23 protein-coding genes and 1 riboswitch are annotated in these 25,192 nt (G+C 59.6%); of the genes, 11 read left to right on the forward strand and 12 right to left on the reverse strand.

Annotated elements, in window-relative coordinates; genetic code table 11:
- The first annotated feature begins 3 nt into the window (after positions 1-3).
- Both H6X51_RS07270 and H6X51_RS07275 read left to right on the forward strand, forming a co-directional pair.
- The gene (locus H6X51_RS07270; RefSeq protein WP_407925954.1) at positions 4-357 is read left to right on the forward strand and encodes a biopolymer transporter ExbD; all 354 of its coding nucleotides are present in this window, start codon (positions 4-6) and stop codon (positions 355-357) included.
- A 23-nt stretch (positions 358-380) separates the two neighbouring features.
- Positions 381-1,160: an energy transducer TonB family protein gene (locus H6X51_RS07275; protein ID WP_185266863.1), complete on the forward strand. Its 780-nt coding sequence runs from the start codon at positions 381-383 to the stop codon at positions 1,158-1,160.
- Positions 1,161-1,235: 75 nt separating this feature from the next.
- On the opposite strand, the gene H6X51_RS07280 is transcribed toward H6X51_RS07275, so the two are convergent.
- A complete protein-coding gene (locus H6X51_RS07280) occupies positions 1,236-1,664 on the reverse strand; it encodes a DUF3010 family protein (protein ID WP_185266865.1) in 429 nt (142 codons plus the stop codon).
- Between the two features lie 436 nt (positions 1,665-2,100).
- Here H6X51_RS07280 and H6X51_RS07285 point away from each other — a divergent pair, with 436 nt between their 5' ends.
- Positions 2,101-2,952 (forward strand): restriction endonuclease, encoded by an 852-nt coding sequence (locus H6X51_RS07285; protein ID WP_185266866.1) that lies wholly within the window; start codon positions 2,101-2,103, stop codon positions 2,950-2,952.
- A gap of 233 nt (positions 2,953-3,185) precedes the next feature.
- Here the strand turns inward: H6X51_RS07285 and H6X51_RS07290 are convergent, their stop codons facing one another.
- Both H6X51_RS07290 and H6X51_RS07295 read right to left on the reverse strand, forming a co-directional pair.
- Complete coding sequence (locus tag H6X51_RS07290) at positions 3,186-5,411, reverse strand: hypothetical protein (RefSeq protein WP_185266868.1); 2,226 nt, start codon at positions 5,409-5,411, stop codon at positions 3,186-3,188.
- Between the two features lies 1 nt (position 5,412).
- The gene (locus tag H6X51_RS07295; protein WP_185266971.1) at positions 5,413-6,570 is read right to left on the reverse strand and encodes an ATP-binding protein; all 1,158 of its coding nucleotides are present in this window, start codon (positions 6,568-6,570) and stop codon (positions 5,413-5,415) included.
- A gap of 271 nt (positions 6,571-6,841) precedes the next feature.
- Between H6X51_RS07295 and H6X51_RS07300 the strand changes: the two genes are divergently transcribed.
- The 3 genes from H6X51_RS07300 to H6X51_RS07310 all read left to right on the forward strand — a co-directional run bounded on the left by H6X51_RS07300 (position 6,842) and on the right by H6X51_RS07310 (position 10,236).
- Positions 6,842-7,980, forward strand: a protein-coding gene (locus H6X51_RS07300; protein ID WP_185266870.1) for an IS3 family transposase whose coding sequence is annotated in 2 segments (ribosomal slippage) — positions 6,842-7,091 and positions 7,091-7,980 — 1,140 coding nt in all. Because the reading frame shifts where the segments join, the coding sequence is not laid out codon by codon here.
- A gap of 409 nt (positions 7,981-8,389) precedes the next feature.
- Entirely contained in the window at positions 8,390-9,037 is a 648-nt protein-coding gene (locus tag H6X51_RS07305; RefSeq protein ID WP_185266872.1) for a hypothetical protein, read from the forward strand.
- Positions 9,034-10,236 (forward strand): XRE family transcriptional regulator, encoded by a 1,203-nt coding sequence (locus tag H6X51_RS07310; protein WP_185266874.1) that lies wholly within the window; start codon positions 9,034-9,036, stop codon positions 10,234-10,236. Before H6X51_RS07305 ends, H6X51_RS07310 begins: the two co-directional genes overlap by 4 nt.
- 232 nt (positions 10,237-10,468) lie before the next feature.
- On the opposite strand, the gene H6X51_RS07315 is transcribed toward H6X51_RS07310, so the two are convergent.
- From H6X51_RS07315 to H6X51_RS07345, 7 genes are all read right to left on the reverse strand, one after another.
- On the reverse strand, positions 10,469-11,122 hold the full coding sequence (locus tag H6X51_RS07315; RefSeq protein ID WP_185266875.1) for a lysoplasmalogenase: 654 nt from the start codon (positions 11,120-11,122) through the stop codon (positions 10,469-10,471).
- Between the two features lie 119 nt (positions 11,123-11,241).
- Positions 11,242-11,775, reverse strand: a complete 534-nt coding sequence (locus H6X51_RS07320) for an ATP:cob(I)alamin adenosyltransferase (RefSeq protein WP_185266877.1) — start codon at positions 11,773-11,775, stop codon at positions 11,242-11,244.
- A gap of 24 nt (positions 11,776-11,799) precedes the next feature.
- A complete protein-coding gene (locus tag H6X51_RS07325; RefSeq protein ID WP_185266879.1) occupies positions 11,800-12,192 on the reverse strand; it encodes a septal ring lytic transglycosylase RlpA family protein in 393 nt (130 codons plus the stop codon).
- Positions 12,193-12,276: 84 nt separating this feature from the next.
- Positions 12,277-13,005 carry an ABC transporter ATP-binding protein gene (locus tag H6X51_RS07330; RefSeq protein ID WP_185266881.1) on the reverse strand — a complete coding sequence of 243 codons (729 nt, stop codon included), beginning with the start codon at positions 13,003-13,005 and terminating at the stop codon, positions 12,277-12,279.
- Entirely contained in the window at positions 12,996-13,982 is a 987-nt protein-coding gene (locus H6X51_RS07335; protein ID WP_185266883.1) for a FecCD family ABC transporter permease, read from the reverse strand. The genes H6X51_RS07330 and H6X51_RS07335 overlap by 10 nt, the downstream gene beginning before the upstream one ends.
- On the reverse strand, positions 13,970-14,830 hold the full coding sequence (locus tag H6X51_RS07340; protein WP_235991268.1) for an ABC transporter substrate-binding protein: 861 nt from the start codon (positions 14,828-14,830) through the stop codon (positions 13,970-13,972). Before H6X51_RS07340 ends, H6X51_RS07335 begins: the two co-directional genes overlap by 13 nt.
- Positions 14,831-14,835: 5 nt before the next feature.
- Positions 14,836-16,758 (reverse strand): TonB-dependent receptor domain-containing protein, encoded by a 1,923-nt coding sequence (locus H6X51_RS07345; RefSeq protein ID WP_185266885.1) that lies wholly within the window; start codon positions 16,756-16,758, stop codon positions 14,836-14,838.
- Positions 16,759-16,874: 116 nt separating this feature from the next.
- Positions 16,875-17,093, reverse strand: a riboswitch (cobalamin riboswitch).
- 131 nt (positions 17,094-17,224) lie between these two features.
- Here H6X51_RS07345 and H6X51_RS07350 point away from each other — a divergent pair.
- The 3 genes from H6X51_RS07350 to H6X51_RS07360 are packed head-to-tail and all read left to right on the forward strand — an operon-like array spanning position 17,225 to position 19,341.
- Positions 17,225-17,881 (forward strand): 2'-5' RNA ligase family protein, encoded by a 657-nt coding sequence (locus tag H6X51_RS07350; protein WP_185266887.1) that lies wholly within the window; start codon positions 17,225-17,227, stop codon positions 17,879-17,881.
- Complete coding sequence (locus H6X51_RS07355; protein WP_185266888.1) at positions 17,878-18,315, forward strand: CBS domain-containing protein; 438 nt, start codon at positions 17,878-17,880, stop codon at positions 18,313-18,315. Before H6X51_RS07350 ends, H6X51_RS07355 begins: the two co-directional genes overlap by 4 nt.
- A 60-nt stretch (positions 18,316-18,375) precedes the next feature.
- Entirely contained in the window at positions 18,376-19,341 is a 966-nt protein-coding gene (locus H6X51_RS07360) for a 2-hydroxyacid dehydrogenase (protein ID WP_185266889.1), read from the forward strand.
- Between the two features lie 41 nt (positions 19,342-19,382).
- On the opposite strand, the gene H6X51_RS07365 is transcribed toward H6X51_RS07360, so the two are convergent.
- Positions 19,383-21,542, reverse strand: coding sequence for a TonB-dependent receptor (locus tag H6X51_RS07365; protein ID WP_185266890.1), 2,160 nt, complete (start codon positions 21,540-21,542; stop codon positions 19,383-19,385).
- Between the two features lie 168 nt (positions 21,543-21,710).
- Between H6X51_RS07365 and H6X51_RS07370 the strand changes: the two genes are divergently transcribed.
- Complete coding sequence (locus H6X51_RS07370) at positions 21,711-22,586, forward strand: YihY/virulence factor BrkB family protein (protein ID WP_185266891.1); 876 nt, start codon at positions 21,711-21,713, stop codon at positions 22,584-22,586.
- Between the two features lie 21 nt (positions 22,587-22,607).
- Here the strand turns inward: H6X51_RS07370 and H6X51_RS07375 are convergent, their stop codons facing one another.
- Positions 22,608-23,573, reverse strand: a complete 966-nt coding sequence (locus tag H6X51_RS07375) for an endonuclease (RefSeq protein WP_185266892.1) — start codon at positions 23,571-23,573, stop codon at positions 22,608-22,610.
- 382 nt (positions 23,574-23,955) lie between these two features.
- On the opposite strand from H6X51_RS07375, the gene H6X51_RS07380 reads away from it, so the two are divergent.
- Positions 23,956-25,176, forward strand: a complete 1,221-nt coding sequence (locus H6X51_RS07380) for a 3-hydroxyacyl-CoA dehydrogenase (protein ID WP_185266893.1) — start codon at positions 23,956-23,958, stop codon at positions 25,174-25,176.
- Positions 25,177-25,192: the final 16 nt, after the last annotated feature.

Below are 25,192 nucleotides of genomic sequence, written 5' to 3' on the forward strand. Positions count from 1 at the left end.
GTGATGCTGGTGCTGCTGATCATCTTCATGGTCGCCGCGCCACTGGCCACGGTCAGCGTGCCAGTGGACCTGCCGGCCTCCTCGGCGACACCGCAACCGGCTCCGGACGAGCCGCTGTACCTGACGATACAGACCGACCTGTCCCTCACCCTCGGTGATGACTTGCGGGTGGAGCGTGACAGTCTGGCAGACCACATGCGCCAGCTGGCGCCCGATGAGGAGCAGCGCATCTTCCTGCGGGCCGACCAGACGGTGCCCTATGGAGAACTGATGGAGGTCATGAACGTGCTGGGTAGCGCTGGTTACCTGAAGGTCGCCCTGGTGGGGCTGGAGCGGCCAGCGGGTGATGCGCTGTGACACCTCTGGCAGGGCCGGGGGGAATGGCGAGCAGGCGCGGGCCGCTGTATTGGTCGCTGGCCGGGTTGTTTGCACTGTCCCTGCATGCTGCGGTGGCGGCATTCTATCTGTGGCATCCTGCAAGTCCACCGCCGCCGGACATACCTGCCGCCGCACCCTTCGTGGTTGAAATGGCCATGTTCATGGCTGCGCCGGAGGATGCCGCGAAGGAGATGCCGCCGGGGCCGGAGCAGGTCGAGTCGGTGAAGGCGCCGGTAACGCCACCCGACGTGGTCGAGCAGAAACTGCCCGAGTTGCCCAGGGTGGAGCGCCCAGCCGAAGTACCGATACACAAGCCGGTGGTGGCGGAACGACCCAGGCCTGAGCCTGAGCCGGAGGTCGAACCGGAGCCGGAGCAGCCGCCGGAGGAGTACAGCGAGGTCTCCGCACCGGAAACCACGGCGCCGCCGAGCATGAATGTGGCTCAGGTCAGCGATCAGGTGACGGCACCCATGCAGGGCGCATTCAGTCAGCAGCAGGTCATCGATGCGCAGCAGCAATGGCAACAGATCCTGCATGCGCATCTGGAGCGCCACAAGCGCTCACCCCGCGAGACAAGGCGCAAGGGCGTGAGCCTGGTGAGCATTGTCATCGACCGGCAAGGGCAGGTGTTGTCGGTCAACCTGAAACAGGGCAGTGGTGTGAATCTGTTCGACCGCGAGGCCCTGGCCACCATCCGCCGGGCCGATCCGCTGCCGCCGCTGCCGGCCGAGATGCGTGGGGAGACCCTCGCCCTGACTCTGCCGGTCCAGTTCAATATGTGAGCGCTAGCGATCCCAAGGGCGGGCATGTCCCGGTAGAAAAACCATACAGGCGGAGTAGCGCCCTTATTCCGATCGCTACAGATAATGCCCTACATAGGCGGCGGTAAAAGCCGCCTCCTGAAACTGCTTCAGGTCGGTATCGGCAAAGGGGATGGGCAGCGGATTGTCAGCCAGAATGGCCTTGCTCTGCGTCGCGGAGATCAGGCAGACCTCGATAGCCGGTTCAGCCATCAACTGAATCGCCGCCTCCAGCTTGAAGCTGATCGCACCGCCGGCGAACTTGCCCTTCTGCAAACGCTCCTTGATGACCACCCGCTGCACTTTGTAATCTCGCAGGAACTGTACGAGATCCTTCTGAAACCGCTGCAGATCGGCGCGGGTATGATCCTTCTTCAGTGACAGCTTGCGAATACGGCTGTCCGGCAGGCTGAACAGTTCCTGATCCTTGTGCAGCAGGCACACTACGGCATCGCTGCCGGTCAACTCGATACCACAAATACGCATACTGATACTCCTCCTTAATGTTCTTTATGAAACTGGATATGCAACTGATGCACCTGTGCGGACGGTTCCTCGTCCGGCCCCGCCACCGGGGTATCGGTGATTACCTCACCAATACGCAACGCCCGCCACAGCCTCGGCTGCCAGCTCCATGCACCGTTTCAGATATACGCGATCCTGTTCGCGGATCATGGGCGTTTCTCCAATCTGATTTTCTGTCCGACCTCCGGCAATCCGCAAGGCTGGCCCGGGAAGATGCGGCCAGCCATGTCCGAGGCAACGGCCGGGCTCGCGTAACGGGAAAGTGTGGGCATTATGGGCTGAGTGTTCGCCGGGGGCTACCAATTGAGCGACCGGGCCATGCAAGGTTTTGCTGATCTCTCCGAAAAGAGGTAATGTCGGTCGTGGCACTTTGATGTTGTGGCAAGGGAGCTTAGGGATGGGCCGCCGTAAACGTACTTCAGCCTTCGAAGATTTCATCACCATTCTGGCCCGATTGCCCTGGTGGGTGTGCCTGATCATCGGCTTGATCGCCTGGCTGATCCTTCACCCGATAGCCAGCAGTCTCACTGAAACTCCCCGGGTCGTCAGCCCCAGCGATCTGAGCGGCATACTCGTAGGCCAGATTCTCCGCACGCTCGCCTTCGGTGGCCAGTTTCTGATTCCCTTCGCCTGTGTATTGGCCGCCATCGGCTCAATCGCCTCCCGCAGCCGCCGCAAGAAACTCGTAGCAGACGTGCAAGCCGCCACCCAACCCGGCAAAGCCATCGACGGCCTCAGCTGGCGCCAGTTTGAACAATTGGTCGGCGAAGCCTTTCGCCGCCAGGGCTACAGCATCACCGAAACAGGCGGCAACGGCCCCGACGGTGGTATCGATCTGATCCTGCGCAAGGATCGGGAGAAATACCTGGTGCAGTGCAAACACTGGCGCTCGCTAAAGGTGGGTGTCGCGGTTATCCGCGAGTTCTTCGGAGCCATGGCGGTAGAAGGAGCTGCCGGCGGCTTTGTCGTCACCTCCGGCCAATTCACCAAAGAGGCCGAAGCCTTCGCATCCGGGCGCAATATCCAGTTGGTCGATGGCGCCGTGCTAAGACGGTGGATAGCGCAGCATCGGGATGCTGTCGTTCAGGCTGAACCTGTTATGGCAGCAGGTCAGCAGTCCCATGAGCCAAGCTGTCCCAAGTGCAATGCACCTATGGTTAAACGTGTCGCCAAGCGAGGTGCGAATGCGGGGAATGCTTTTTGGGGGTGTTCGGGGTATCCGGGATGTCGTGGGGTGGTGAGTTTGTGAGCGGCAGATGCTTTCGCAAGTTGGGCGGGCTGGTTGGGAGTAGTTCGGGGAATGTGAGTTTGCAACTGGCGGCTTTCGGCCAGAAGCAGCCACTCATACCTTGTCGCTTTCGCCCCATTGCGGCTGTTCTGGCTTGCGGTCCAGCCTTCCTGCTGAAATGGCATCTCCTGGTGGCCGTCTTAAGAGGCCTCTAGGGAGTCCTGGGGCGATTAACTTGGCTGCTCGCAGGTGATTTAGAATGGAGCGGGTTCACCACCCAGAAGCCGCGCCAAATCTGCGATCTGAGTTTCCAATGCTGCATTCAGGGAGGCTCTCAGTTTCTTGTCTACCTCCTTGTGCAGTCGGATTTTCTCGATGGCCAAGGCAATGATGAACTCCATCGCCGCTTCACCGCGCTCGTGTGAATAACCCATAGCCACGCGCAAGATGATATCTGCCATCGCAGCGCTGTACGTTTCGTGGGCGCTGTAATCCAGCTCTGTGGGCAGCGCAGCTCTCAGAAATGCTGCCTGGATGATCCCGTCGTCGTATCGCGAAAATACGTCCGGTGTCAGTAGCACCTGCTGCAACTCACCAGACTCCAACCGCTTCGCATCCTTGATTTTCGCGCCCTCCCGCGCGTTCTGCAAAATCCAGAGGATGGTCAGAAAAATGTCTACGGTCGACGCTTTTTTAACATCTTCCTTACCGTTTACGAAGGCGAAGCCATCGGTGAGTTTCATCTCTTTTTGGGTAAAACTGCTGGGCCAAAAAGCTTGAACAGACAGGCCGGAGCCTTTCTCGTCGGCAAGCTGAGCGGCACGATCTTTGATCAGTGCTGAACAGTCATCACCAAAGGCATCCAGCTTCATCAGCAAATCCTTTTCCCTTGTCCAATGATTGCTACACACAGCACTGCCGGCAGGAATCTCCATGTAGGCTTTAAAAACGTATCGGCGTTCACCTTTTGGTGGCTGCGTCAGATTGGAGATTAGGTCTTTCATCTGCTCATAGGTTCGACCGAAAAGTGCTCCTACGATGTACAGGCGGGTGCCCGTTTTTTGTGCGCTACGAAGTCTTCTGCTGATTCTCTGCAGCACGGTTCCACGCTCTGCTGCGGCGGCAACCACGATGACCGAGCCATGAAGCTCTTTATCTTGGTTGAAACTGTCTTCTCTGACTTTCGTGCAGCTCAGCCCTCGTTCAGTCAGGTAATTGAAGGCCTCAGTCGCGAGCTTCTCGCTTGCCGAGTCATTGTCATAGATGACTAGCTTTGTAGAGGCAGGCGACTCTTGGTCAAGGCACTTTGTGAACCAGTCTGTGAAACCCTTGGTTTCGACCAGTTTGTCCTTCTCGACATGCACAGTGCGGGGTCTTTCACGCTCTACGATGGGTTTAACACAGCTGAAGAGTCCCTTGCCTATGAAGGAGTCAAACTTCGTCTGAAGGCCATCCGGGAGATGATCCATGCTGATATTCAACAACCTGGTCTCCGTGTGCTCTGCGATGAAACGCTCGCCATGAATGCGGATAGTCTGTCTGAAATCCGCGGTTTCCGACTCAGCAGGTGCTTCGAAGTCTTGGGGGCGTTCCAGTGTATGCAAAATGGTGCAATTTTCAGACTTATCCAGGAAAGACAGAACCGTGGCTACGCGAGAGGGTGGTGCCCTGTTGATACGGATCCACTGATCAGCCAACCCGCAGCTTGTCGATGCGGATATCAAGCAGAGGGCCGTACTACCGCCAGGCAATGGCCCATCTTTCAAACCATCATGGGAGTGGAAGGATCTGATGGTCTGGATTGTTGGCTTCCCAAATCGCAACTGGTAAAGCTGCATCGACAGGGCAACAGGTAAGAATGCCATTGTATCGAGATAGACAGTGTCAGGCTCCCCCAACGTGTTGGTTGCGGCTTGCTTGAGCATCCTCAGGGCTGCAAATGCAATAAAGTGTGCATGCAGGGTTTCTGAAAGGAGGTTCTCAGCACGGATAAAATAGTTCGCGGAACGGGAGGAGGGCTTTGAAAACAAGAAACCCGCTGGAGCTTTGGTCAACACCGACGTACCTCTAACCAACTTCTCCATACCTGCAGTGACGATTGCCGAGGTACCGTTTTGCAACAGCTTTAAAAGGCCTTTTTTTTTCGCCCCAGAGATGTGTCGATACTTGGTAATGCTGCCGTGGCTATCGTAATACACAAAGCCATAGCTCAGTGAGGAACCCGCGTCACGACGCTGCAAAGCACTCGACAACGGGGAAGCTTTGTTTTGGTACTGCTTCTGAGTCTGATCTTCAAAGCATTGCGGTACGAGAAAAATGAGGTGATCAGGCAGAATGTAGCCAGGCAAACGCTTCTGCAGAGCGTCTGTCACTTGGATGGAGGTTATCGACTCAGGCCCTGTGAAAAAGACTACCACCTGTGCGGGCTCTGCTCCGGGAGCTGGTGTGAGGCATACCTCGAAATCGTAAAGATCAGACATGTCAGTTCACCGGGATGCAGATGGTGAAAACAGTCCCTTCGGCTGTGGCAAGCTTACCATCCCCACTCCATTCTTTGGGGTGGTAATCCACCTCGCCAGCGTGTCCTTGGAATGTCTGGGAGAGGCAGAGTCTGCCAGTGCGCAGGCGTACATAGGCCTGGAGTTTGTTGAAAGCCTGAACGGCGTTGTGTAAACCCATACCCGATTCCTTCGACGGCTTGGTTGTTACATGTTTTTTAAAGCAGTCGAGAGTGGCTTGAAGCTCATCCTCAAGTGACAACCTTTCCAAGGTTTCAAGCGGTTTGCCCTCTTTGATCGAGAGCCAGCGCCGGGCGAGGCCCGGTCCGCTATCGATGATGGAAATCTCCAAGAAGTCCAGAGCATCGATATTCTTGACCATATGTTTGATGACAAAACGAGCGAATTCAGGCTCCGTATGGGCATAATCCGATATGTCCGTTTTGTTGATGCGGCTCGCCTTGACCGTCATACCACGCAAACCCTTTTTGTATTTGTTGCCCTCTAGGTCGATTGATGCGTGTTCGTCGGCGTTTGCAAGTAGTTCCTCAAGAACCGTTCCTAGGGCGGGGAGTCCTCTTCGCATCAGGGCATCGCGCTCATGCCTGGTATGCATTAATAAGGACAAGTCTTCGATTAAGGTAGAAAAGGTCGGCCATTCATGCACTTTGGGCTCTTGCTCCCAGTGGTAGAATGGTTTGATGTATTCCCTTTGCGCATAGTTGATACAGAAGAGATTGATCATTCTGGGGCGTGCCCCTTTGCCACTTGAGGTGTGCTTTAGATCACCCTCAAACATTGCATCAATCAGCGGTCTAATTTCGCCCAGCGCAGCACGTCGCCCAATCGGATCATGAGTTTCTGACTCAATGTGAGAGCTCATCACGAGCGCCGCTAGACCTGCTGCTGTTCTGGCAAGTTGCGATACATGCTCGAGTGCGCCTGCGGTGTCAGAGTACAGATGCAGTGTGCTTTTTTCTTGGGTTTTTGCCCATGTAATCACAAGCTGAGCGAGAGAGGCATCGACTCCTAGAAGTCCTCCGTAGCTCATAGACACGGGTAACCTCAATTGCTGGTCGGTATGACACAAGGGGTACAGATCCTCAATGTCATACGTGTTCATGCTTCGGGTGATATTCATCAGCACCTCTGACATCCATCGATTGAGTGCTGGGCCGAGCTAAAAGCAAGGAGCACCGAAAACTGAAACCTGCCGAAGATTCCGGACTCATGATCGAGCAGGGAACACTGCGAGTACGGCGGCTCAGAGCTAAGCGAGTTTACGTAACCAAGCTCCCGCTTGGAAGGCTGCTTCTCGCTACAGCAACTGAATTGCCCTAGGAGTGACCTGCCCCCCGATTTCAGTACCACGCCGAACTTAGTAGAGTCCGTTTTCCGAGCAGGAGACGGTAGTGAAAAAGCGTTTTACAGAAGAACAGATTCTCGACTTTCTTAAGCAGGCAGAGGCCGGCGTGCCGGTGAAGGAGCTGTGCCGGCGGCATGGCTTCAGTGATGCATCCTTCTACACCTGGCGTGCCAAGTTCGGTGGCATGACCGTGCCGGACGCCAAGCGGCTCAAGGATCTCGAGCTGGAGAACAGCCGGCTAAAGAAGCTGCTAGCCGAAGCCCATCTGGATATCGAGGCACTTAAGGTGGTCGCCCGGGGAAAAGGGTAAGCCCGACAGCACGGCGGGAGGCGGTGCAGGAGATGCAGGCCAGAACCGGTATCTCCGAGCGCCGTGCCTGTCAGCTGATCGGGCTGTCTCGCTCGGTGCTGTGCTATCAACCCCGTTCCAGCGAGCAAAACACCAGGCTGCAATCCCAACTTGTGGAGCTGGCACAGGAGCGTCGGCGCTTTGGCTATCGGCGCCTGCATATCCTGCTGCGGCGGGCTGGCATGCAGGTCAACCATAAACGGATCTATCGCCTGTACCGGGCTGCCGGGTTGATGGTGAAGCGCCGGAGGCGCCGCCACGGTGTCGCCGTAGAGCGCGAGCGGCTGAGTCTGCCGAGCGCGCCGAATCAGGTATGGTCGATGGACTTCGTCTTCGATGCACTCAGTACGGGACGTAGGATCAAATGTCTGACGGTGGTCGATGATTTCACCAAGGAGGTGGTGGGTATCCTTGTGGATCACGGCATCAGCGGCTTCCGTGTTACTCGCGCATTAGATGAAATGGCCCGATTCCGCGGTTACCCCAAGGCAATCCGCACCGACCAGGGCCCCGAATTCACCGGCAAGGCTCTTGATCAATGGGCCTATCAGCGCGGCATCAAGCTGAAGCTGATTCAGCCTGGCAAGCCGACACAGAATGCGTTCATCGAATCATTCAATGGCAAGTTTCGGGATGAATGCCTGAATGAGCACTGGTTCTGCTCACTGGCCGAGGCCAGAATCCGCATCGCGGCCTGGCGAAGGGACTACAACGAACACCGACCGCACAGCGCTATCGGGAATCACACCCCGGCAGAATTCGCTGCGCATTGGAGGGCAAGCCAACAGCAACCCCGACATGAAAAACTAACATCAACCCCAGGGCCTACTAACTAGGAAACGGTACTAAAACTGGGGGCAGGTCAGGAGTTGTAGACACATCCCGTGTGGCTGATATTGGCCGAGCGCACGCCGGTACAGCCTGCTATCGACCGAGGGCGGAGAGGGAAATCAAGTCAACCTCCAAGATTACTTAGCGGGTAATCTATGATGCTTGCGCTCTTCCCATCGGGCGCCAGTCGTATAGGCCAGGGCTACGACCTGCGCTGACGTTGCCCTACCCGTGAATAGTGAAGCGAACCGCTGTGCCTGCAGCGAATGGGCGAGCGCCCAAGCAAATTGCTTGACTCCTGACTTACGAGCAATTCAAGAAGCAATCGCCAGCCAAAACTCAAAGACGAGACCCTTTACACGAAATTATTTTGATGTAAAATCGCGTTTAACGAAACTATATTGAGTGCGTACTATGCCGCAGTCTAGTCGTAAGGCCATTGCTGAACTGATCATGCAAAACCTCCCTCGTGATCTCCTGTTGGGCATTGAGGAAGGCTTGAACGTGGGTGCTGCTCGGGCTTTGTCAGCAGCCAAAGGCATGCACACTGGCCATGTCAAACATGCAGTTGGCCAAATGCGCAGCTTCCATATGAACGAGACGTTCAATGATGCACTGATCGCTGGCGGAGCGAACCCTACCCCGATCAAGGGTAACAGCCTCGTTATCGGGCGTTCCGGCATGCTGACATTGAGCCGTTTCAATGTATCCGCTCGCACTTGGAACAACGGTCGTCGTAGCGCAATGCGCCGTCAACTTGCCCAAGCAAATCAAGCCATTGAACAGCTGGTTCAGCCTGGCCTTTTCTCGCCGATGCCGATTACTGAGGCGACCGTTTTCTTTGTGGCATCGTTTAGTGGCTCTATGTCGTTTGAACCCGAAGCCCCACAAACGATCTACATTGCCGTGCCTGATAAGAACATGAAGTCCTGGATTTTCCAAGAGCCGCTTGACAGCTTCTGCTCTCGCTACTTTGAGGGCGAGAGCACTGTTCAACCAGACATGGCTCAACCCAAGCTCAAGCCAGCCGTCGCAGCGGAAACGCGGAAAAATCAATCATGAGTCGAGGAGTCAATGGGTTCCAACCGGGCCGCCTGAGTCAAGCTCTTGCGGCCCGTCGTCTTCCTCAAGTTCAGCTCGCTGCGATGATTGGCGTTTCGCCAGCGACTGTTAGCAAATGGCGCGGGGGACATCAGGATCCGGAAGCTGACGCGCTTGAGCGCCTTGCTGCCGTTATCAACGTAAGCCCCGAGTGGTTTACCCGCCCCCTTCCGGCCAAGTCATCTCTTCCCCTATTCCGAAGCAATGCTTCGGCGCATGTCGCTGCTCGGCAGATGTTGGAGGCGCGGCTGGAGTGGGCCCAAGACATCTCAATTGCCTTGGAAGAGTTCGTTGACTTCCCTGAGCTCAGCCTGCCAGTACGAAGTTTCGAGTCGCCTGAACAGATCAGCGCTTCGGATATCGAAGAGGCCGCTTGTGAATGCCGAGATTTGTGGGGCCTAGGTAGGCGAGCGATCCCTGATCTTGCACTAGCTGTTGAGGGAGCAGGGGTAATCGTCGTCCGCGAAGAGACAGGTATCGCGCCTATAGAAGGGCTATCAGCGTGGAGTGAAGCGTTGAAGAGGCCGATAGTTTTGCTATCTGCAGATAAGGCAAATGGATTCCGCAGCCGGTTCGACCTGGCTCATGAGCTCGGCCACTTGGTACTCCATAAGGGCATAGAGCGCTCCACCGATCCAGTTCGTTACAAGCAGATGGAAGATCAGGCGCATCGCTTTGCTGGGGCTTTCCTACTGCCTGCTGAGACATTTGCTGCTGAGGTGAAAACACCTGTCACCTTGGATAGCTTGCTGCTGCTCAAACAGCGCTGGGGAGTCTCGGTCGCTGCCATCATGATGCGCCTTCATGCTTTGGGAATCATCGACCAGGAAGAAAAGTCTCTCCTCTTCAAGCGCCGCTCTGCACGTTGGGGAGTGAAGTCTGAACCAGGTGACGAGGCTCGCGTTCCTGAGCAACCTCGGCTTCTCAAGAGAACCATCGAACTTCTCGCTTCGTCTGGTGTTATGCCTATCGAATCAGTCCCGAGTTACATCGGCTTGGCTGCATTTGATATCGAGCGTCTGACAGGCCTCCCTGAAGGTTACCTGTCTCAAAGTGGTGTTGTGTTGTCTCTGACAAAACTGAAGGCCAGCGTTGCCCGCGATGCATCCCCTGTTACGACTGACGGCAGCGCTACCATTTTGCCCTTCCATCGACACTGATGCATAGATAGGCATCTGACGTCATGTGGATGCCTTCTGTGTCATGCAGCAATGTACTGAATAGCCTCGTCGGCCAAGAACCGTTTCTCAGTTACCTTCGCGTCGTCGAGTCTGGCCACAAACCTTACAGTTGTACGTTCGGCACCAGTGCCCGCGAATACCAGGGAAGCGCATCTTCAGCGTCCGCTTTTGGCCGAAAGCAGTCTATCGACCTACTGCATTCAGCCTAAGCTCATGACGGGGCATTCTGGCTCTTCAACCTCACCACCCCTAACGCAATCAACGCCTGCCCCGCAAAGTAAATCGTCACAATCACCGGTACCGCATACGCAAACGGCATCGCAAACTTGTTCACTCCAATCAGCGAATCCGCGATCACAAACAGCATCGCGCCCAGCCACAGCAGCCCCGGTTTGTCTTCCACCCGGCAGGCCATGAAGGCCATGGCATACAGGCACAGCAGATAGATGGCGACGGGCACCTGATAGGCACCGGCGGCGGGCACCAGCCATACGGCGAGCAGCAGGCTGTAGAGGGTGACGGGGAGCATGCGCCAGCGTAGCCAGGGTTTGCCTTTGGCCATGAGGGCGAAGGCGGCGACGAAGGCGAGTTGGTTGACCAGAAAGGAGCACAGCGCCTGGATGAACAGGCCGTCGCGATCGCCGTAGTCGAGGAAGAAGTCGCCAGCTGCGGCGCCGATAAATCCCACGCCCAGCAGGACGCCGGTGATGCCAGGCCAGGCGCGCCAGGCGAGCAGGGCGAAGATCAGCATGGGGATGGGTTTGAGCAGCCAGCTCAGTGGGTAGGGTTTGAACGGTATCAGAGCAAGGTAGATCAGCCCCAGTACGACGGCCACAGCAAAATAACGGCGCTCGAAGGTGGACATGCGTTACTCCTGAACATTGTTATTGTTTTGCCGGCATGCTCGCGCGTCCCGTGCCGAGGGTCACGTCGAGGGAATGATAAAGGTCTCGCGCCTCAATACCGTACTGAAGGTACGTCTAGCTACTTCCCATAACTCCGACTGACAAACTCTGGCTCCTTCACCCCACGCCGCTGGTTGATCACCAGTGTCAGTACAAAGAAGAAGTTGCACAGCATGTTGCACATGCGTGGCAGCAGCATGGGTACTTCCTTGCCTTCCTGATCGACCTTGACCATCACGCGGATGGCTTTCTTGCAGGCGGAGCGGGCCAGGTGCAGTTGCGGGATCGGTGGGGTGCCGCGGGGGAGGACGAAGCCGCCCAAGCGGTCGGCGACTTCTTCCTTGTAGTGGTTCAGGCGCGCTTGCAGCCAGGCCTGATCCTCTTCGCTGACGGCCAGCCGGCCGCGGATCGAGCCGTTGATGTGGAAGGCCAGCGGCTGGATGTGTTCCAGGTCGGCGGTGATGTCCGGCATATCATCCGGCATATGGGAAATGATGGCGCCGATATGGCCGCACAGCTCATCGGTGATGACCTCGAAGTCGCACAGCGATGCGCTTTCGTACATGAAGGGATAGCACATTTCGTCAAAATTCTTGCCGAACTTGAAGGCCATGACACTTACCTCGGGATGATGGGATTATCTGACAACTTCGATACGTACCTTCAGCAAGCCGGCGGAGGTGTCACCGATACTGGCGAAGGAAGAACGGGACAGATCGATAACCCGGCCGCGCACAAAGGGGCCACGGTCGTTGATGCGCACCACCACGCTTTTACCATTGCGCACGTTGGTCACCCTTACCTTCGAGCCGAAGGGTAGCGTGCGGTGTGCTGCGGTATTCCGGCCGGCTTTATAGAGCTCGCCGCTGGCGGTTTTTCTATTCTGGAATTTGTCTGCGTAGTACGACGCCTGTCCTGCTTCCGTGTGCCCCACCCATTGGCCGCCGGCGCCGGGTTTGAAAGGGGTGCTGCAGGCGGATAGGGCTGTCAGGCACAGCAGCAGGATGAATGCCTTGATCGTGTGGTGCATTGATTACCTTCATGTTCATCTGGTTGCCCGCCACAGGTTCCGGTGCCCGCCTCTAACGGACGGCAAGGGACCTCTGCGGTTCGGCTACTTGGGCACTATGATCGGCGGATGGTTCTCCAGGTCGATATGCACGTCGATATGAAAGGCTTCTTGCAGGTGCTCCTTGGTCAGTACATCCTTCGGTGGGCCGACGGCAATCACGCGGCCCTGGTGCAGCAGGCACAGGCGGTCGCAATAACGTGCCGCCAGCGACAGATCGTGGATCGACAGCATCACGCCACGTCCGCTCTGGGCATAGCGGCGCAGCAGGCGCAGCACATTCTGCTGCTGGTACAGATCGAGGCTGGCGACCGGCTCGTCGGCCAGCAGTACTCGGGGTTGGCCGGCCAGTACCCGGGCCAGCCAGACGCGGGCCTGCTGGCCACCCGAGAGCTGGTCCACCTGGCGCTCCAGCCAGTCCTCGACCTGGGCCGCCGCGGCCGCCTGGGCAATGGCCTTGGCATCGCTATCGCCCCAGGGCAGCCGGCCGAGCGCAATCACATCGCGCACCGACAGGGCCCAGGCACTCTGGCTGCTCTGCGGCAGGAAGCCGAGCTGCTGCGCCCGTTGCCGCTCGGGGATGGCGGCCAGTGCGCTGCCGGCCAGGCGGATGCTGCCCTGATACGCCTGGATGCCGGCCAGGCAGTGCAGCAGGGTGGACTTGCCGGCGCCATTGGCACCGATGACGCCGAGCATTTCACCGGGAGCCAGATTCAGGCTGACATTCACCAGACGCTGGCCGACGTTCAACTCATGGATGTCGATCAGATCCACCGTTTGCGCTCCTTCCACACCAGCCAGATGAACAGCGGCGCGCCGAGCAGCGAGGTCAGCACGCCGAGCTTGAGTTCACGCCCCGGCGGCAGCAGGCGCACGCCGATATCCGCCAGGCAGACCAGCATGGCACCGGCCAGCGCCGCCGGGATCAGCAGCCGCTCCGGGCGGTGGCGGACCAGCGGGCGCAGCAGGTGCGGCACCAGCAGGCCGACGAAGCCGATGCTGCCGGCCACCGCCACCGAGCTGCCGACCAGTATGGCCGCGCCCAGTACGATCATGATGCTGCCATTGCGATAATTCAGGCCCATGCTGCGCGCCACCTGGTCGCCCAGGCTCAGGCCGCTGAGCAGGCGGCGCTGACTGAGGATCAGCGCGCTGCCCAGCAGCAGTGCCGGTAGCAGCAGCCACAGATGCTCCAGGCCGCGCTCGGCGACCGAGCCGAGCAACCAGAACACCAGCTCCTGCATGGCATAGGGGTTGGGTGCGAAATTCAGCACGGTGGCCAGCGCCGCGCCGCACAGGGTGGAGATGGCCAGGCCGGCCATGATCACCATATGCGAGCGGGCCGAGCCGGCCAGGGCCAGCATCAGCATCAGCGCGATGGCCGCGCCGATCAGCCCGGCCACGCCCGGTGCTGCGGCACCGAGACTGGGGAACAGGCCGAAATAGAACACACTGGCCGCCCCCAACGCCGCGCCCTGGCTGGCTCCGGTCAGGCTGGGCTCGGCCAGCGGGTTGCGCAGCAGGCCCTGCAACGCAGCCCCGCTCAGCCCCAACGCCGCACCGACGGCCAGGGCGATCAGCGTACGAGGCAGGCGGATTTCGCCGATGACGATGGCGTCCAGGCTGCTCTGGCCGCCGAGAAAGTCGAGCAGGCCGGGCAGTACCGCCACCGAGGTCGAGCCGACTGCCAGCGAGGCCAGGGTCGTGGCCAGCAGCAGGACCAGCAGGGCGGGGGTTATCAGTCTAGCCATTGGTTGAGTTGCCTTATCAGATCCCAGGTCCAGGGGCCGGGACATTGCCAGCGCCAGTAGTCGGTACTCAGCCAGCCGCCTTCCGGGATACTGCGACGCAGCACCGGATGCTCGGCAAAGCGGTTGGCCAGGGCCTGGTGCTCGGGCGCGGCAAACAGGATGGCATCCGGAGGATCGCTGGCGATGCGTTCCAGATCAAGCTGCACATGCCCCGAATCGGTCAGGTAGTTGCGCCAGCCGGCCTGTTCGATGATCTGGTGCTCGAAGGTATCGCGGCCGGTGCCGATGGCATTGGAGCCGAGCAGCAGCAGGCGCTTGGCGTCGGGTTGTGGCGTACGGGGTACCGGCGCTGGCTGGGCCAGCTGCGGGTCACGTCCCATCAATTCGAGCAGGCGTCGCTCGTAGGATTCCACCTGCGCCAGGGTGCTGGGCAGGGGCAGCACCTCGACCCTGTGGCCCAGGCTGCGCAGGCGTTCGCGCAGCATCAGGGCGCTGTACTGGCCGGTCAGTACCAGGTCGGGTTGCAGGCCTACCACCTGTTCCAGCGAGCCGTCGTGGGACGGCCAGTGATCGTCGATCCAGTGGATCGGATAGCGCAGATGCAAGGGGGAAAGGGCGGCCACGCGGGCCGGATCGGCATGCTGGGCCAGTGCCCAGTCCATGCACAGGTCGAGGGAGACGATGCGTTGCGGTGGTTCGGCGGCCGCGGTTGATGCTGCAGGACCGCCGAGCAGCAAGGCTACAGTCAGGCAAGACACCCCCCAGCGCAGCCGACCCCGCGCCCCGGCACGAACCGGGGTAGGGAGGTTGGGTTCAGCTGGTGGCTGATGACGGAGGTGTTTGCTCATTCCATTCAGAGGTTGGGGGTCCAGGTTACGCCAAGCATGGCGGTGAAGGGCGTTTCGCGGTACCCGTACTCCTGCCAGTCTTGGCTGTAGCTGTACACCAGACGACTGTAGTCCTTGTCCAAAACGTTGGCCAGCTTCACATCGAAAGCCAGTTCACTGCTGGCCTGCCAGCTGGCGCGCAGATCCAGAACGCCGTAGCCGGGCAGCTCGGAGGTGTTTGCGGCGTTGGCATAGCTGCTGCTGACTGCGGTAAAGGTCGCCCCCAGACCGATATCACCAAACTGACGATCAAGATTCAGATTCAGAGTGCGTCTGGCGCGGTTGGGCAGTGTGCGGCCGGTGCCACGATCACGGGGATCAATCACGCTGATACCGAGATCACTATGCCAACCGAACAACTCCTGTTGAAGAGTGGCCTCGAAACCGTTGACCCGGGCGCGGTTGACGTTTGCCGTAGTGCCTTCCCAAGGAAAGTCATTAGTCGTTACGGTAGTAATCAGGTCGCGGAAATCGGTTCGATACAGCGAGGCCTCCAGTCGGGTACTCGGTGCCAGTTGGCTGCGCCATTGCAATTCATAGCTACGAGACTTTTCCGGCTTCAGGTCCGGGTTGCCTTGGTAGCCATCATACAGCGGCCAATAGAGGTCGGCGAAAGTAGGTACGCGAAAACCTTCCGAATAGGACAGGATCAGTTGGTTGGCCGAGTCTAGCTGGTAGCTCAGTGCACCATTGAAGGTGTTTTCGCTGCCGAACTGCTGGTTGTCATCGTGACGCATGCCCAGCTCGGTGCCAAAGCGTTCGCCCTGAAAACTGTGCTGAATAAAAGCGGCCTTGTTGTCGCGGTTGCTGACGGCAAAATCGTTGCTGCTGCGCACCTTGTCATTCAGATAGTCGAGGCCCAGACGCAGGCTGTGTCCGTTGCCCAGTGCCAGGGTATTGAGCCAGTTGGCCGAGTCACGGTAGGTATTGTTCACACTGCTGCCGGGGAACAGCTTGTCGAAGTTTTCCTGTTTGTCTTCGCTATGGCCCAGTTCGATACGACTGTGCCACATCTCATTGATGCGGCCGTCCAGCCACAGGGTGCTGGTGCTGATGCTGTATTCGTCATAAGGCTTGGTCGGATTATAGATCCACGACCCGGGTGGATCTTCGCGACCAAAGGGGTTGTCGGTTTCCGTTTTGCCGCGCTGATCTAGTATGGTGAACCCACCCTCTAAAGTATCGTTGAAGCTGTGGCTCAGACTCAGTGCGAGGGAACGGTTGCGGTAGGCATCATGGTCAGCGTCGCTGGCAAAGGAGGTGTGGGTGCGGTCGATACCGGCGGTTTCTTCCAGCCCGGCGGACAGATTGAAGCGCGTGCGTTCGTTGCCGCCGGACAGGCCCAGGTTACGCTCCCAGGTGCTGTCGCTACCGCCGGCGATGCGCACATAGGGGCGCAGACCTTCACCATCGCCACGGCGGGTGAAAATCTGGATTACCCCACCCATGGCGTCGGCGCCGTGGATCGCCGAACGCGAGCCACGCAGCACTTCGATGCGTTCGATCTGATCGACGCTGAGAAATTGCAGGGCGGCACTGCCGGCGGTGGCCGAGCCGGCACGCACACCGTCGATCAGCACCAGGGTCTGGGCGGTGCTGGTACCGCGTACATTCAGACCAAACAGCGCGCCCCGGCCACCATAGTTTGAAACCTGCACGCCCGGCACCTGGGTCAGCAGCGCTGGCACGCTGGCCGGGCGCAGACGCTCGATATCGGCACGGGTAAACACCGTGCTGGCGGCGCTGCTGTCACTGCGCTGCTCGACAGCGCGGTTGGCAGTAATCAGGGTATCGGACAACTTCAGTGCCTGTTCATGGGACGCAGGCTGGGCGGCCAGCGCCAGGCTCGGGGCCAGGGCGATGCTCAGGGCAAGACGGGACAGTTTCATCATGAATCCTCAAAAGGTCGGAGTGACTTTCGAGGAGGGCAGGTAAGCAAGTGCGCACGGGGCGGATGGGCAGACGGACCAGCACGGCACTTGACGGTGATGCCCTCCGCAACACCAGTCGAGATTGCATGCGGGCCGGTCTCCGGACTCTCGACGCCCATCCGCTCACCTTCCCATGCCATGGCACAGTGGTTATTGAGCGAACGCCGATCCGTGATCGGGGTCGATTACCGTTGCGGGGGCAGTGCCGGGATTGTTCTCTGTATCGATGGGGAACGCACCGGCTTTCCGTTTCATGCCTGCTGGTCAGGCACACCTGCATGAATAACGCGGCGAATGGTATGCCGACGGCAGGGCAAACACAAGCGCGGTCATGGCACGGAGCCGCCATGCGCTGGAGCATTGGCGTTGATCGCGGCATACTCGACGCACCCTGTTCACGTGTGTGTCCTCATGTTGCCGCTCGATGTTACTGTCTGATCCCGATCTGCCCTTTGCCGAGACCACGGCCACGCAGCTGCGCGATTATCCCGAATGGCACCGTGGTCGCGACCGCTATGCCATCTGGATGATCCCCATCAACTGTCCACGGGTGCTGGCGCATATCGAGCATATGACAAGGCAATTGGCGGACCTGCTGCACCCGACCCGCCGCCAACCGCATATCACACTGTTCGTCTGTGGTTTCGAGCAGGATCGCCGGATTCACGATGATGACTTCACTGCCGGGCAATTGCGGCAGCAACTGCTCGATCTGGAGCAACTGAGCCTGCCGCCGTGCACCCTGCAGATCGGCCCGCCGGACAGTTTTGCCAGTGCCGCCATCCTGTCGGTGGGCGATCCGCAGGGGCAGCTGCAGAACTGGCGCGAGGTGCTGGGCAGACAGTGTAGCGAGGTCCGCCAGGCGGCTTACGTGCCGCATATCACCCTGGGGTTGTATCGGCGCAGTATCGACGTCCGGCTGCTGCGCCAGCGCCTGGCTCAACTGTCGGTGGCGGACGATCTCTATCTGCCAGTTGAACAGCTGCAGTACGCCACCTACAGTAGTAATGATATGTTTGGGCCGCTTGAGTGTCGGCAGTGGGTGATATACGGATCAGCACATAAAAGGAGCATCAGATGAAAACCGTGGCACAGGTTATCCAGACCAAGAAGATCCAGCAGGTACATACCATCGATGCGGAAAGTACTGTGTTGAAGGCGCTGCAGGTGATGGCCGATAACAATATCGGTGCACTGCCGGTGACCGAGAATGGCAAGGTCGTCGGTGTCATCAGCGAGCGTGACTACGCGCGCAAGTGTGTACTGAGAGGGCGAGCCTCGGTTGGCACCATGGTACGTGAAATCATGAGCAGTCCGGTGATTACCGTGACACCGCAGCAGAGCGTGCAGGAGTGCCTGTCACTGATCACTGCCCGCCACCTGCGTCACCTGCCGGTGGTCGATAATGATCAACTGGTGGGCCTGGTATCGATCGGTGACCTGGTCAAGGAAACCATTGCTGAGCAGGAACAGCTGATCCAGCAACTGGAGCAATATATTCGCGGCGAAGTGTGAATCACGGAGGGGTATACTCGCGTGCTTCAGGCTTTCGAACGCAGGGTAGATAGTATGCCAATGAAAAAGAATGTAGTGGTTCTGAATCGCCTGGCGCCGGATCTGGTGGAGCGCCTGGCCGAACATTTCAATGTCGTCCAGTTCGAGTCAGGGCAGGATCTGCAGAGCGTGCTGACCTCGGTTCCGGTGCATGGGGTGATCGGCGCGGGCCGTCAGCTTGGCCGCCGGGAGTTGGAGAATGTCAGCGAGCTTGAGGTGATCTCGACCATCTCGGTGGGCTATGACAACTACGACCTCGATTATCTGAATGAGCGTAGCATCCTGCTGACCAATACCCCCGATGTGCTGACCGAAACCACTGCCGACCTGGCCTTCACCCTGATGCTGGCCACGGCGCGGCGCATCGTCGAGCTGGACAACTGGTTGCGTGCCGGCAACTGGCGTGCCGGGCTTGGCTCGAAGTATTTCGGTTGCGATGTGCACGGCAAGACCCTGGGCATTCTCGGGCTGGGCAATATCGGCGCGGCGATCGCCCGGCGTGGGCGGCTCGGTTTCGGCATGCGGGTGCTGTACACCGCCAACAGCCGCAAGCCGGCACTGGAACAGGAATTGGATGCCGAGTTCCGCGAACTCGATGGGCTATTGGCCGAGGCGGACTTTCTCTGCGTGGTGGTGCCGCTCAGTGAGCAGACCCGCAAGCTGATCGGCCAGCGCGAGCTGGAGCGGATGAAGTCCAGTGCGATCCTGGTGAATATCGCCCGCGGCCCGGTGGTCGACGAGGCGGCGCTGGTCGAGGCGCTACGCAGTGGCCAGATTCGGGGCGCGGGGCTGGATGTGTTCGAGCGCGAGCCGCTGACCGAGTCGCCGCTGTTCGCATTGGACAATGTGGTTGCCGTGCCGCACATAGGTTCGGCCACCCACGAGACGCGCCGGGCCATGGCCGAGCTGGCGGTGCGTAATCTGGAGCTGGCACTGCTTGGCGGCACCCCGTTGCATATGGTCAACCCGCAGGTGAGAGCCGGCTGACAGTGCCGGGCGGCACCCTGCGGTGCCGCTCAGGACCGCCCTCAGAAGTCCAGGGTGGTGGACAGGATGAAGGTGCGCGGCGCACCGATCATCAGTGAACCGTCACCGGGATAGCCGCCCGCCGTCGCCCAGTACTCCTTGTCCGCCAGGTTCTCGACCCTGGCCCGTAGCGTCAGTTGCTGGTCGCCATCGAGCAGCATGTTGTAGCGCAGGCCGGCGTCGAAGCGGGTCCAGGATGGCAGTTTCTGCTGGTTCTCGGCATCGGCGTACTGGCTGCCGGTGTGAATGGCGCGGGCATCCAGCGACAACCCGCTGAGCGCCGGCACCATCCAGTCGAAGCCGACATTGGCCTGCAGCCTTGGCGCGCCGATGGCATCGTTGCCTTCGACATCACTGTCCAGCAGGCTGACGCCGCCCAGCACCGCCAGGCCTGGGGTGGCCTGGCCGAACAGCGACAGCTCCAGACCACGGTTGCGCTGGTGGCCGATCACGCCATAGATGCCATCTTCCACCCCGGCGATCTGCTTGCGGCTCTGGTACAGACCGAGGCTGGCGCCGAGGCGTCCGCCGTCATACTTCATGCCCACTTCATTCTGCCGGGTCTTGTATGGCGCCAGTATCTCGCCGACATTGATGACCGGATTGCCGCCGGCGTTGGCCGGCGCCACATCACCCTTGACCAGACCTTCGATATGGTTGGCGTAGACCGACACCTGAGGTGTCAGTTGGTAGAGCACGCCCGCTACCGGCGTGATCGCACTTTCCGAATAGGCCCCGTTGCGCGCACCGTTATTGTAGTCGTAGCTGTAACTGCGGATCTTCTGGTAACGCGCGCCGAGGGTGATCAGCAGCCGCTCGTCCATGAACGACAGCACATCGGCCAGGGCCAGGCTGGAGGTGCGGGTTTCATCGGTGACCAGGGGGTGATCGAAACTGCCGCCAACCAAGGCGGTTGGGGGCGAGGGCACATCGATCGGCTGATAGATATTCCCGGCAAAGGAATCGGAGAACTGGTAGGCATTACGTGAATCCATGCGGTAGACCGAGCCGGACAGCGTCACATTATGGCCGATGCTGCCGGTATCGAAACGGCTGCGCAGGCCTGCTTCACCGGTCTTGACCCGGTCTTCGCGCACGCCGCTGAAGCGTGTGCCAGTGGTATTGCCGGCCAGGTCCTGCACTGTGGGGGTGGTCAAGGCGCTGGACTCGTCGCCGCTGCGCATGCCAGCGGCCAGCCAGCCGGTCAGTTGATCATTGAAGTCGTACTCGGTGCGCAAGGTACCGAAGGTGTCACGCGCATTGGAGAAGGTCCAGGGCTGGGCGATGCTCTTGTCCGGGCGCGGTACAGAAGGGATATCCACCCCCGGTGCGATTCTGATGCTCGGCTGGATATCATCGAGCTGATGATCCTGGTGCCCCAGGTCGGCGGAGAGACGCAGGCGCTCGCCACGGTAATCCAGGCCCAGGGTGAACAGGCTCAGCTCGGTGGACTCCCCATCGATGGCAGTACCACCATCGCGGCGAGCAACATTCAGCCGTATACCGATGCGGTCATCGGCCAGGCGCCGGGCGAAATCGCCGGCCATATAGGTTTGGTCACCCGAGCGTACCCCGGCGCTGATCTGGTTCAGCGGTTGATTGGGTGCGCGCTTGGGCACGATATTGATAGCACCTCCCAGTCCGCTGCCGCCCGGTGCGGCGCCGTTGAGGAAGGCATTGGCGCCACGCAGCACTTCGACCCGCTCGATCAGCTCGGCGCCCAGGTACTGCCTGGGCAGCAGGCCGTACAGTCCGTTGTAGGACATGTCATCGGAATAGATCGGCAGGCCACGCACCATGTACACCTGCTGGAAGTTGCCGAAGCCCCGGGCGCTGCGTACCGCCGGGTCGTTCTCGACGATATCGGCGACACTGGCAGCCTGCTGGTCCTGGATCAACATCTGGGTGTAGCTGGTGATCTGGAATGGCGTCTGCATGTTGTCCTGGTTACCCAGCAGACCGACCCGGCCGCCCTTGGCCACCTGGCCTCCGGCATAGGCGGGCGGCAGCCCCTCGGCGGAAGCATCGGCACTGGCACGGACTTCCATTGCGGGCAGGGCCAGGGGATCATCCGGGTTGTCGGTATCCTGGGCGGTTGCCAGGTGAGGATGGAGTGCGAAGGAGAGTGACAGGACGGTCAAGGTCAGCCGGGATGGATGCATGGAGGAGAACTCTAGTAAATGAAAATCCTTATCATTATATTTTCATTCGGTAATAAATTGCTACATTTGTAAAGGCGTCGGCCGACGAACCCGCATGACAAGGTTCTGCAAACTTTTAGCCGGTACGGTCGTCCCAGATAAGGGACGGATGATCAACGGGGAGAGAAGATGTCTTTTCTGAAACTGCGCAACGCCGGGGCGCTGACCATAGTGAAGCGGACCGCCAAGGCCTTCAGCGAGGACGACATGTCCACCTATGCCGCAGCACTGGCGTATCGGGCGCTGTTTTCGATCTTTCCCTTCGTGCTGTTTCTCATGGCCATGCTGGGCTTTCTGCATCTACCCGATTTCTTCGACTGGCTGCGCGAGCAGGCAGCATTGGTGCTGCCGCCGATCGCGCTGGACCAGGTCAACCCGGTGATCGATCAGTTGCAGCAGAGCCAGGGCGGGCTGCTGTCGTTCGGCATACTGCTGGCGCTGTGGACCGCCTCGATTGGCGTACGCTCGCTGATGAACGCGATGAACAAGGCTTACCGCGTGGAGGAGGGGCGCCCCAGCTGGAAGCTGTTCCTGCTGTCGGTGCTGTATACCATCGGTATCGCTGTCATGCTGTTGCTGGCGGCCGGCTTCATGACCCTGGGGCCGCAGGTGATGACATGGCTGGCGGCGCAGATCGGCCTGGAGCAGGTGCTGGTGGTCATCTGGGCCTGGCTGCGCTGGCCGGTGGCGATCCTGCTGCTGATGCTGGCGGTGGCGCTGATCTATTACGCCACACCGGATGTGAAGCAGGAGTTCCGCTTCATCACCCCGGGCTCGGTAATAGCGGTGATCGTCTGGCTTGCCGCTTCGATAGGCTTTGGCATCTATGTGCAGAACTTCGCCAACTACAACGCGACCTACGGCAGCATTGGCGCCATCATCGTCCTGCTGCTGTATTTCTATATCAGTGCTGCCGTGCTGCTATTGGGCGCCGAGCTGAATGCGGCCATCGAGCATGCCTCGGTCGAAGGCAAGGATGTGGGGGAGAAGGTGGCGGATGAGTAGCTTGCAGCCCTTCTCCCTGCCTCACCGGCAGTTGCCCGCCTTGCGATAACCACTGGCCTGGGCCTCGGTCTCGCTGTCGAACCAGACGATATTCCTCTGCGCTACCTGGGCGTAACCGGGGCAACCGGCTGGCAGGTGATAGAGCTTGCTGTTGCGGTTGCCGATGATACGCGTGGCGGTTGCCTGCGGGATGTCGCTGCTGCGCGGTGCGCTGGCGGCCGGTCTGGCGGTGCTGACCAGGCCATCGCCGCTGTTGCGGTGATTCAGCGTCCACTGCCGCTCGCCACTGACGAAGGGGTTGCCGTGCCCCATCAACCGGCTGATGCGTCGATCCCGCTCGTGTTCCCAGCTCGTGGGCGGGTGCTGGTTGTGCCAGGCCATCAACAGCCGCTGCTGCTGGCTGGACATGTTCAGATCATAGCGGTCATGCATGTAGAACCAGACCCTGGCGATCTGACCCTTGACCTGGTCGCGGGGCTCGACCACCCGCTCGGAGAACTCCACCTTGAAGTCGCACTGGCCATGCCGATAGGGCGTACCCGGCAGCATGCCGAAGCGGAAGTTGCTGCGGTCGGCATTGGTTTCGCCGATGGCCGGAGTCAGGTTATGCAGGTCGGCTTCCATGATATTGAACGCCGGATCGCTGTTCTTGCAGTTGCTGCGTCCGCCCTGTTGCCAGCATTGGCGCTGCTGGCCGAACAGCGATGCCGGCACTATGTGTTCCCACTCAATGCGGCTGGCGCGGTTGGGCTGGGCACGGGTCTGGTAGCCGCAACTGGCGTGATCCACCACGCCGCCGGAGCGCCCGGCCCATTCCCAGGTGCAGCCACAGTAGAAGCTGCCATGCTCGTTGCGGTCATGGTAGACCTGCTGGCGGGCCTGCACCTTGGCGGCTTCGAAGGTGGCCGGCGCGGCGGCCAGAGAGGGTGGAAGACAGAACAGGCAGGCAAGAACAACCAGTAGGGTACGGCGACAGGATCTGAACATTGAACGACTTATAGCAATGGAGAACCGGGATATCCGATACTGCGGGCTGGTATTGTAAGCGACTGAAACGATTAGGGAAAACCGTATCCATCATAGCGCGGTCTGGTCCAACTCCGTCCGTCATTGCGAGCCCGTAGGGCGTGGCAATCCATCGGGGCAGGCCATGCAGTGCTGGCCGGGGGACATCGTGCTTGTGGATTGCTTCACCGCTTTGCGGTTCGCAATGACGAAATAGGAGAATTCTCGCTGAAGGGGGGAGTGGGGAATATTCATACTGTGAATGCCCATCATCAGCGGGTTTCGTTTTTATTCGGCGCGGCTTTTTCGTACTGTATTGCTCCATTCGATTTCCGATAAATACACACTGTGGAGAAGGGCTGCTATGGCTTCGTTCGAGGACATCAAAAAGGTAGGTGTGATTGGTGCTGGCACCATGGGTCGAGGCATCGTCATGAATTTCGTCAACGCCGGTTATCCGGTGGTCTGGCTGGACGTGAATGCCGAGATGCTGGACAAGGGGCTGGTCGAGATCGCCAACGTCTACAAGCGCTCGGTGGCCCAACAGCGCTTCGACGAGGCCGAAGCCCAGGCGCGTGTGCAGCGGATTTCCACCACGCAGCAGTACGCCGACCTGGCGGACATGGATCTGGTAGTCGAAGCCGTCTACGAGAACATGGACCTGAAGAAAACCATCTTTGCCGAGCTGGACAAAGCGGTGAAGCCATCGGCCATCCTGGCCACCAACACTTCCTATCTGGATATCGACGAGATTGCTTCGGCGACCCAGCGTCCGGCCCAGGTGCTGGGCCTGCACTTCTTCAGCCCCGCGCATATCATGAAGCTGCTCGAAGTGGTGCGTGGCAAGGCCACTGCCCAGGACGTGCTGGATGCCTGCCTGGCGGTCGGCAAGAAGATCGGCAAGGAAGCGGTACTGGCCGGCAACTGCCACGGCTTTATCGGCAACCGCATGCTGTCCATGTATTCACGTCAGTCCCGCGAGGTGGTGCTCGAAGGCGCTACGCCGTGGCAGGTGGACCAGGCGCTGCAGGGCTTCGGCATGGCCATGGGCCCGTACCGCATGTATGACGTGGTGGGTGTGGACCTGGGCTGGCGCTCCCGCCAGCTGGCCGGCCTCGGTCGTGGTGAGCCGATCGTGTGGCTGGACAACCGACTGTGCGAGATGGAGCGTTTCGGCCAGAAGAGTGGTCATGGCTTCTACCGTTACGAGCCGGGTAGCCGCCAGGCCATCCATGATCCGGAAACCGACATGATGGCCCGTGAAGTAGCTGAAGAAGCGGGCTATACCCAGCGCGATGTGGCTGACGAGGAAATCGTGCAGCGCTGCATCCTGGCGCTGGTCAATGAGGGCGCGCGGATTCTCGACGAGGGTTTTGCCGAGAGTGCCGAGGATATCGACCGCGTTTACCGTTTCGGCTACGGCTTCCCCGCCGAGCGTGGCGGACCCATGGCTTATGCCGATAGCCTGGGGCTGGATGTGGTACTGCAACAGATCCGTGAGCTGGAAGAGCGCCAGGGTGAGTTCTGGAAGCCCGCGGCTGGCCTGGTCAAGCGTGCTGAGGCAGGTGGGAAGTTCATCGGCTGAGAGCATGGCTGATATG

The sequence above is a fragment of the Halopseudomonas xiamenensis genome, assembly GCF_014219065.1.
Taxonomy (GTDB): Bacteria; Pseudomonadota; Gammaproteobacteria; order Pseudomonadales; family Pseudomonadaceae; genus Halopseudomonas; species Halopseudomonas xiamenensis.

What these genes read in the sequence shown, in the direction of transcription:
- H6X51_RS07270 (WP_407925954.1), top strand. Translation starts at nt 4, where the DNA reads ATGCTGGTGCTGCTGATCATCTTCATGGTCGCCGCGCCACTGGCCACG.
- H6X51_RS07275 (WP_185266863.1), top strand. Translation starts at nt 381, where the DNA reads ATGGCGAGCAGGCGCGGGCCGCTGTATTGGTCGCTGGCCGGGTTGTTT.
- H6X51_RS07280 (WP_185266865.1), bottom strand. Translation starts at nt 1,664, where the DNA reads ATGCGTATTTGTGGTATCGAGTTGACCGGCAGCGATGCCGTAGTGTGC.
- H6X51_RS07285 (WP_185266866.1), top strand. Translation starts at nt 2,101, where the DNA reads ATGGGCCGCCGTAAACGTACTTCAGCCTTCGAAGATTTCATCACCATT.
- H6X51_RS07290 (WP_185266868.1), bottom strand. Translation starts at nt 5,411, where the DNA reads ATGTCTGATCTTTACGATTTCGAGGTATGCCTCACACCAGCTCCCGGA.
- H6X51_RS07295 (WP_185266971.1), bottom strand. Translation starts at nt 6,570, where the DNA reads ATGAATATCACCCGAAGCATGAACACGTATGACATTGAGGATCTGTAC.
- H6X51_RS07305 (WP_185266872.1), top strand. Translation starts at nt 8,390, where the DNA reads ATGCCGCAGTCTAGTCGTAAGGCCATTGCTGAACTGATCATGCAAAAC.
- H6X51_RS07310 (WP_185266874.1), top strand. Translation starts at nt 9,034, where the DNA reads ATGAGTCGAGGAGTCAATGGGTTCCAACCGGGCCGCCTGAGTCAAGCT.
- H6X51_RS07315 (WP_185266875.1), bottom strand. Translation starts at nt 11,122, where the DNA reads ATGTCCACCTTCGAGCGCCGTTATTTTGCTGTGGCCGTCGTACTGGGG.
- H6X51_RS07320 (WP_185266877.1), bottom strand. Translation starts at nt 11,775, where the DNA reads ATGGCCTTCAAGTTCGGCAAGAATTTTGACGAAATGTGCTATCCCTTC.
- H6X51_RS07325 (WP_185266879.1), bottom strand. Translation starts at nt 12,192, where the DNA reads ATGCACCACACGATCAAGGCATTCATCCTGCTGCTGTGCCTGACAGCC.
- H6X51_RS07335 (WP_185266883.1), bottom strand. Translation starts at nt 13,982, where the DNA reads ATGGCTAGACTGATAACCCCCGCCCTGCTGGTCCTGCTGCTGGCCACG.
- H6X51_RS07340 (WP_235991268.1), bottom strand. Translation starts at nt 14,830, where the DNA reads ATGAGCAAACACCTCCGTCATCAGCCACCAGCTGAACCCAACCTCCCT.
- H6X51_RS07345 (WP_185266885.1), bottom strand. Translation starts at nt 16,758, where the DNA reads ATGAAACTGTCCCGTCTTGCCCTGAGCATCGCCCTGGCCCCGAGCCTG.
- H6X51_RS07350 (WP_185266887.1), top strand. Translation starts at nt 17,225, where the DNA reads ATGTTACTGTCTGATCCCGATCTGCCCTTTGCCGAGACCACGGCCACG.
- H6X51_RS07355 (WP_185266888.1), top strand. Translation starts at nt 17,878, where the DNA reads ATGAAAACCGTGGCACAGGTTATCCAGACCAAGAAGATCCAGCAGGTA.
- H6X51_RS07360 (WP_185266889.1), top strand. Translation starts at nt 18,376, where the DNA reads ATGAAAAAGAATGTAGTGGTTCTGAATCGCCTGGCGCCGGATCTGGTG.
- H6X51_RS07365 (WP_185266890.1), bottom strand. Translation starts at nt 21,542, where the DNA reads ATGCATCCATCCCGGCTGACCTTGACCGTCCTGTCACTCTCCTTCGCA.
- H6X51_RS07370 (WP_185266891.1), top strand. Translation starts at nt 21,711, where the DNA reads ATGTCTTTTCTGAAACTGCGCAACGCCGGGGCGCTGACCATAGTGAAG.
- H6X51_RS07375 (WP_185266892.1), bottom strand. Translation starts at nt 23,573, where the DNA reads ATGTTCAGATCCTGTCGCCGTACCCTACTGGTTGTTCTTGCCTGCCTG.
- H6X51_RS07380 (WP_185266893.1), top strand. Translation starts at nt 23,956, where the DNA reads ATGGCTTCGTTCGAGGACATCAAAAAGGTAGGTGTGATTGGTGCTGGC.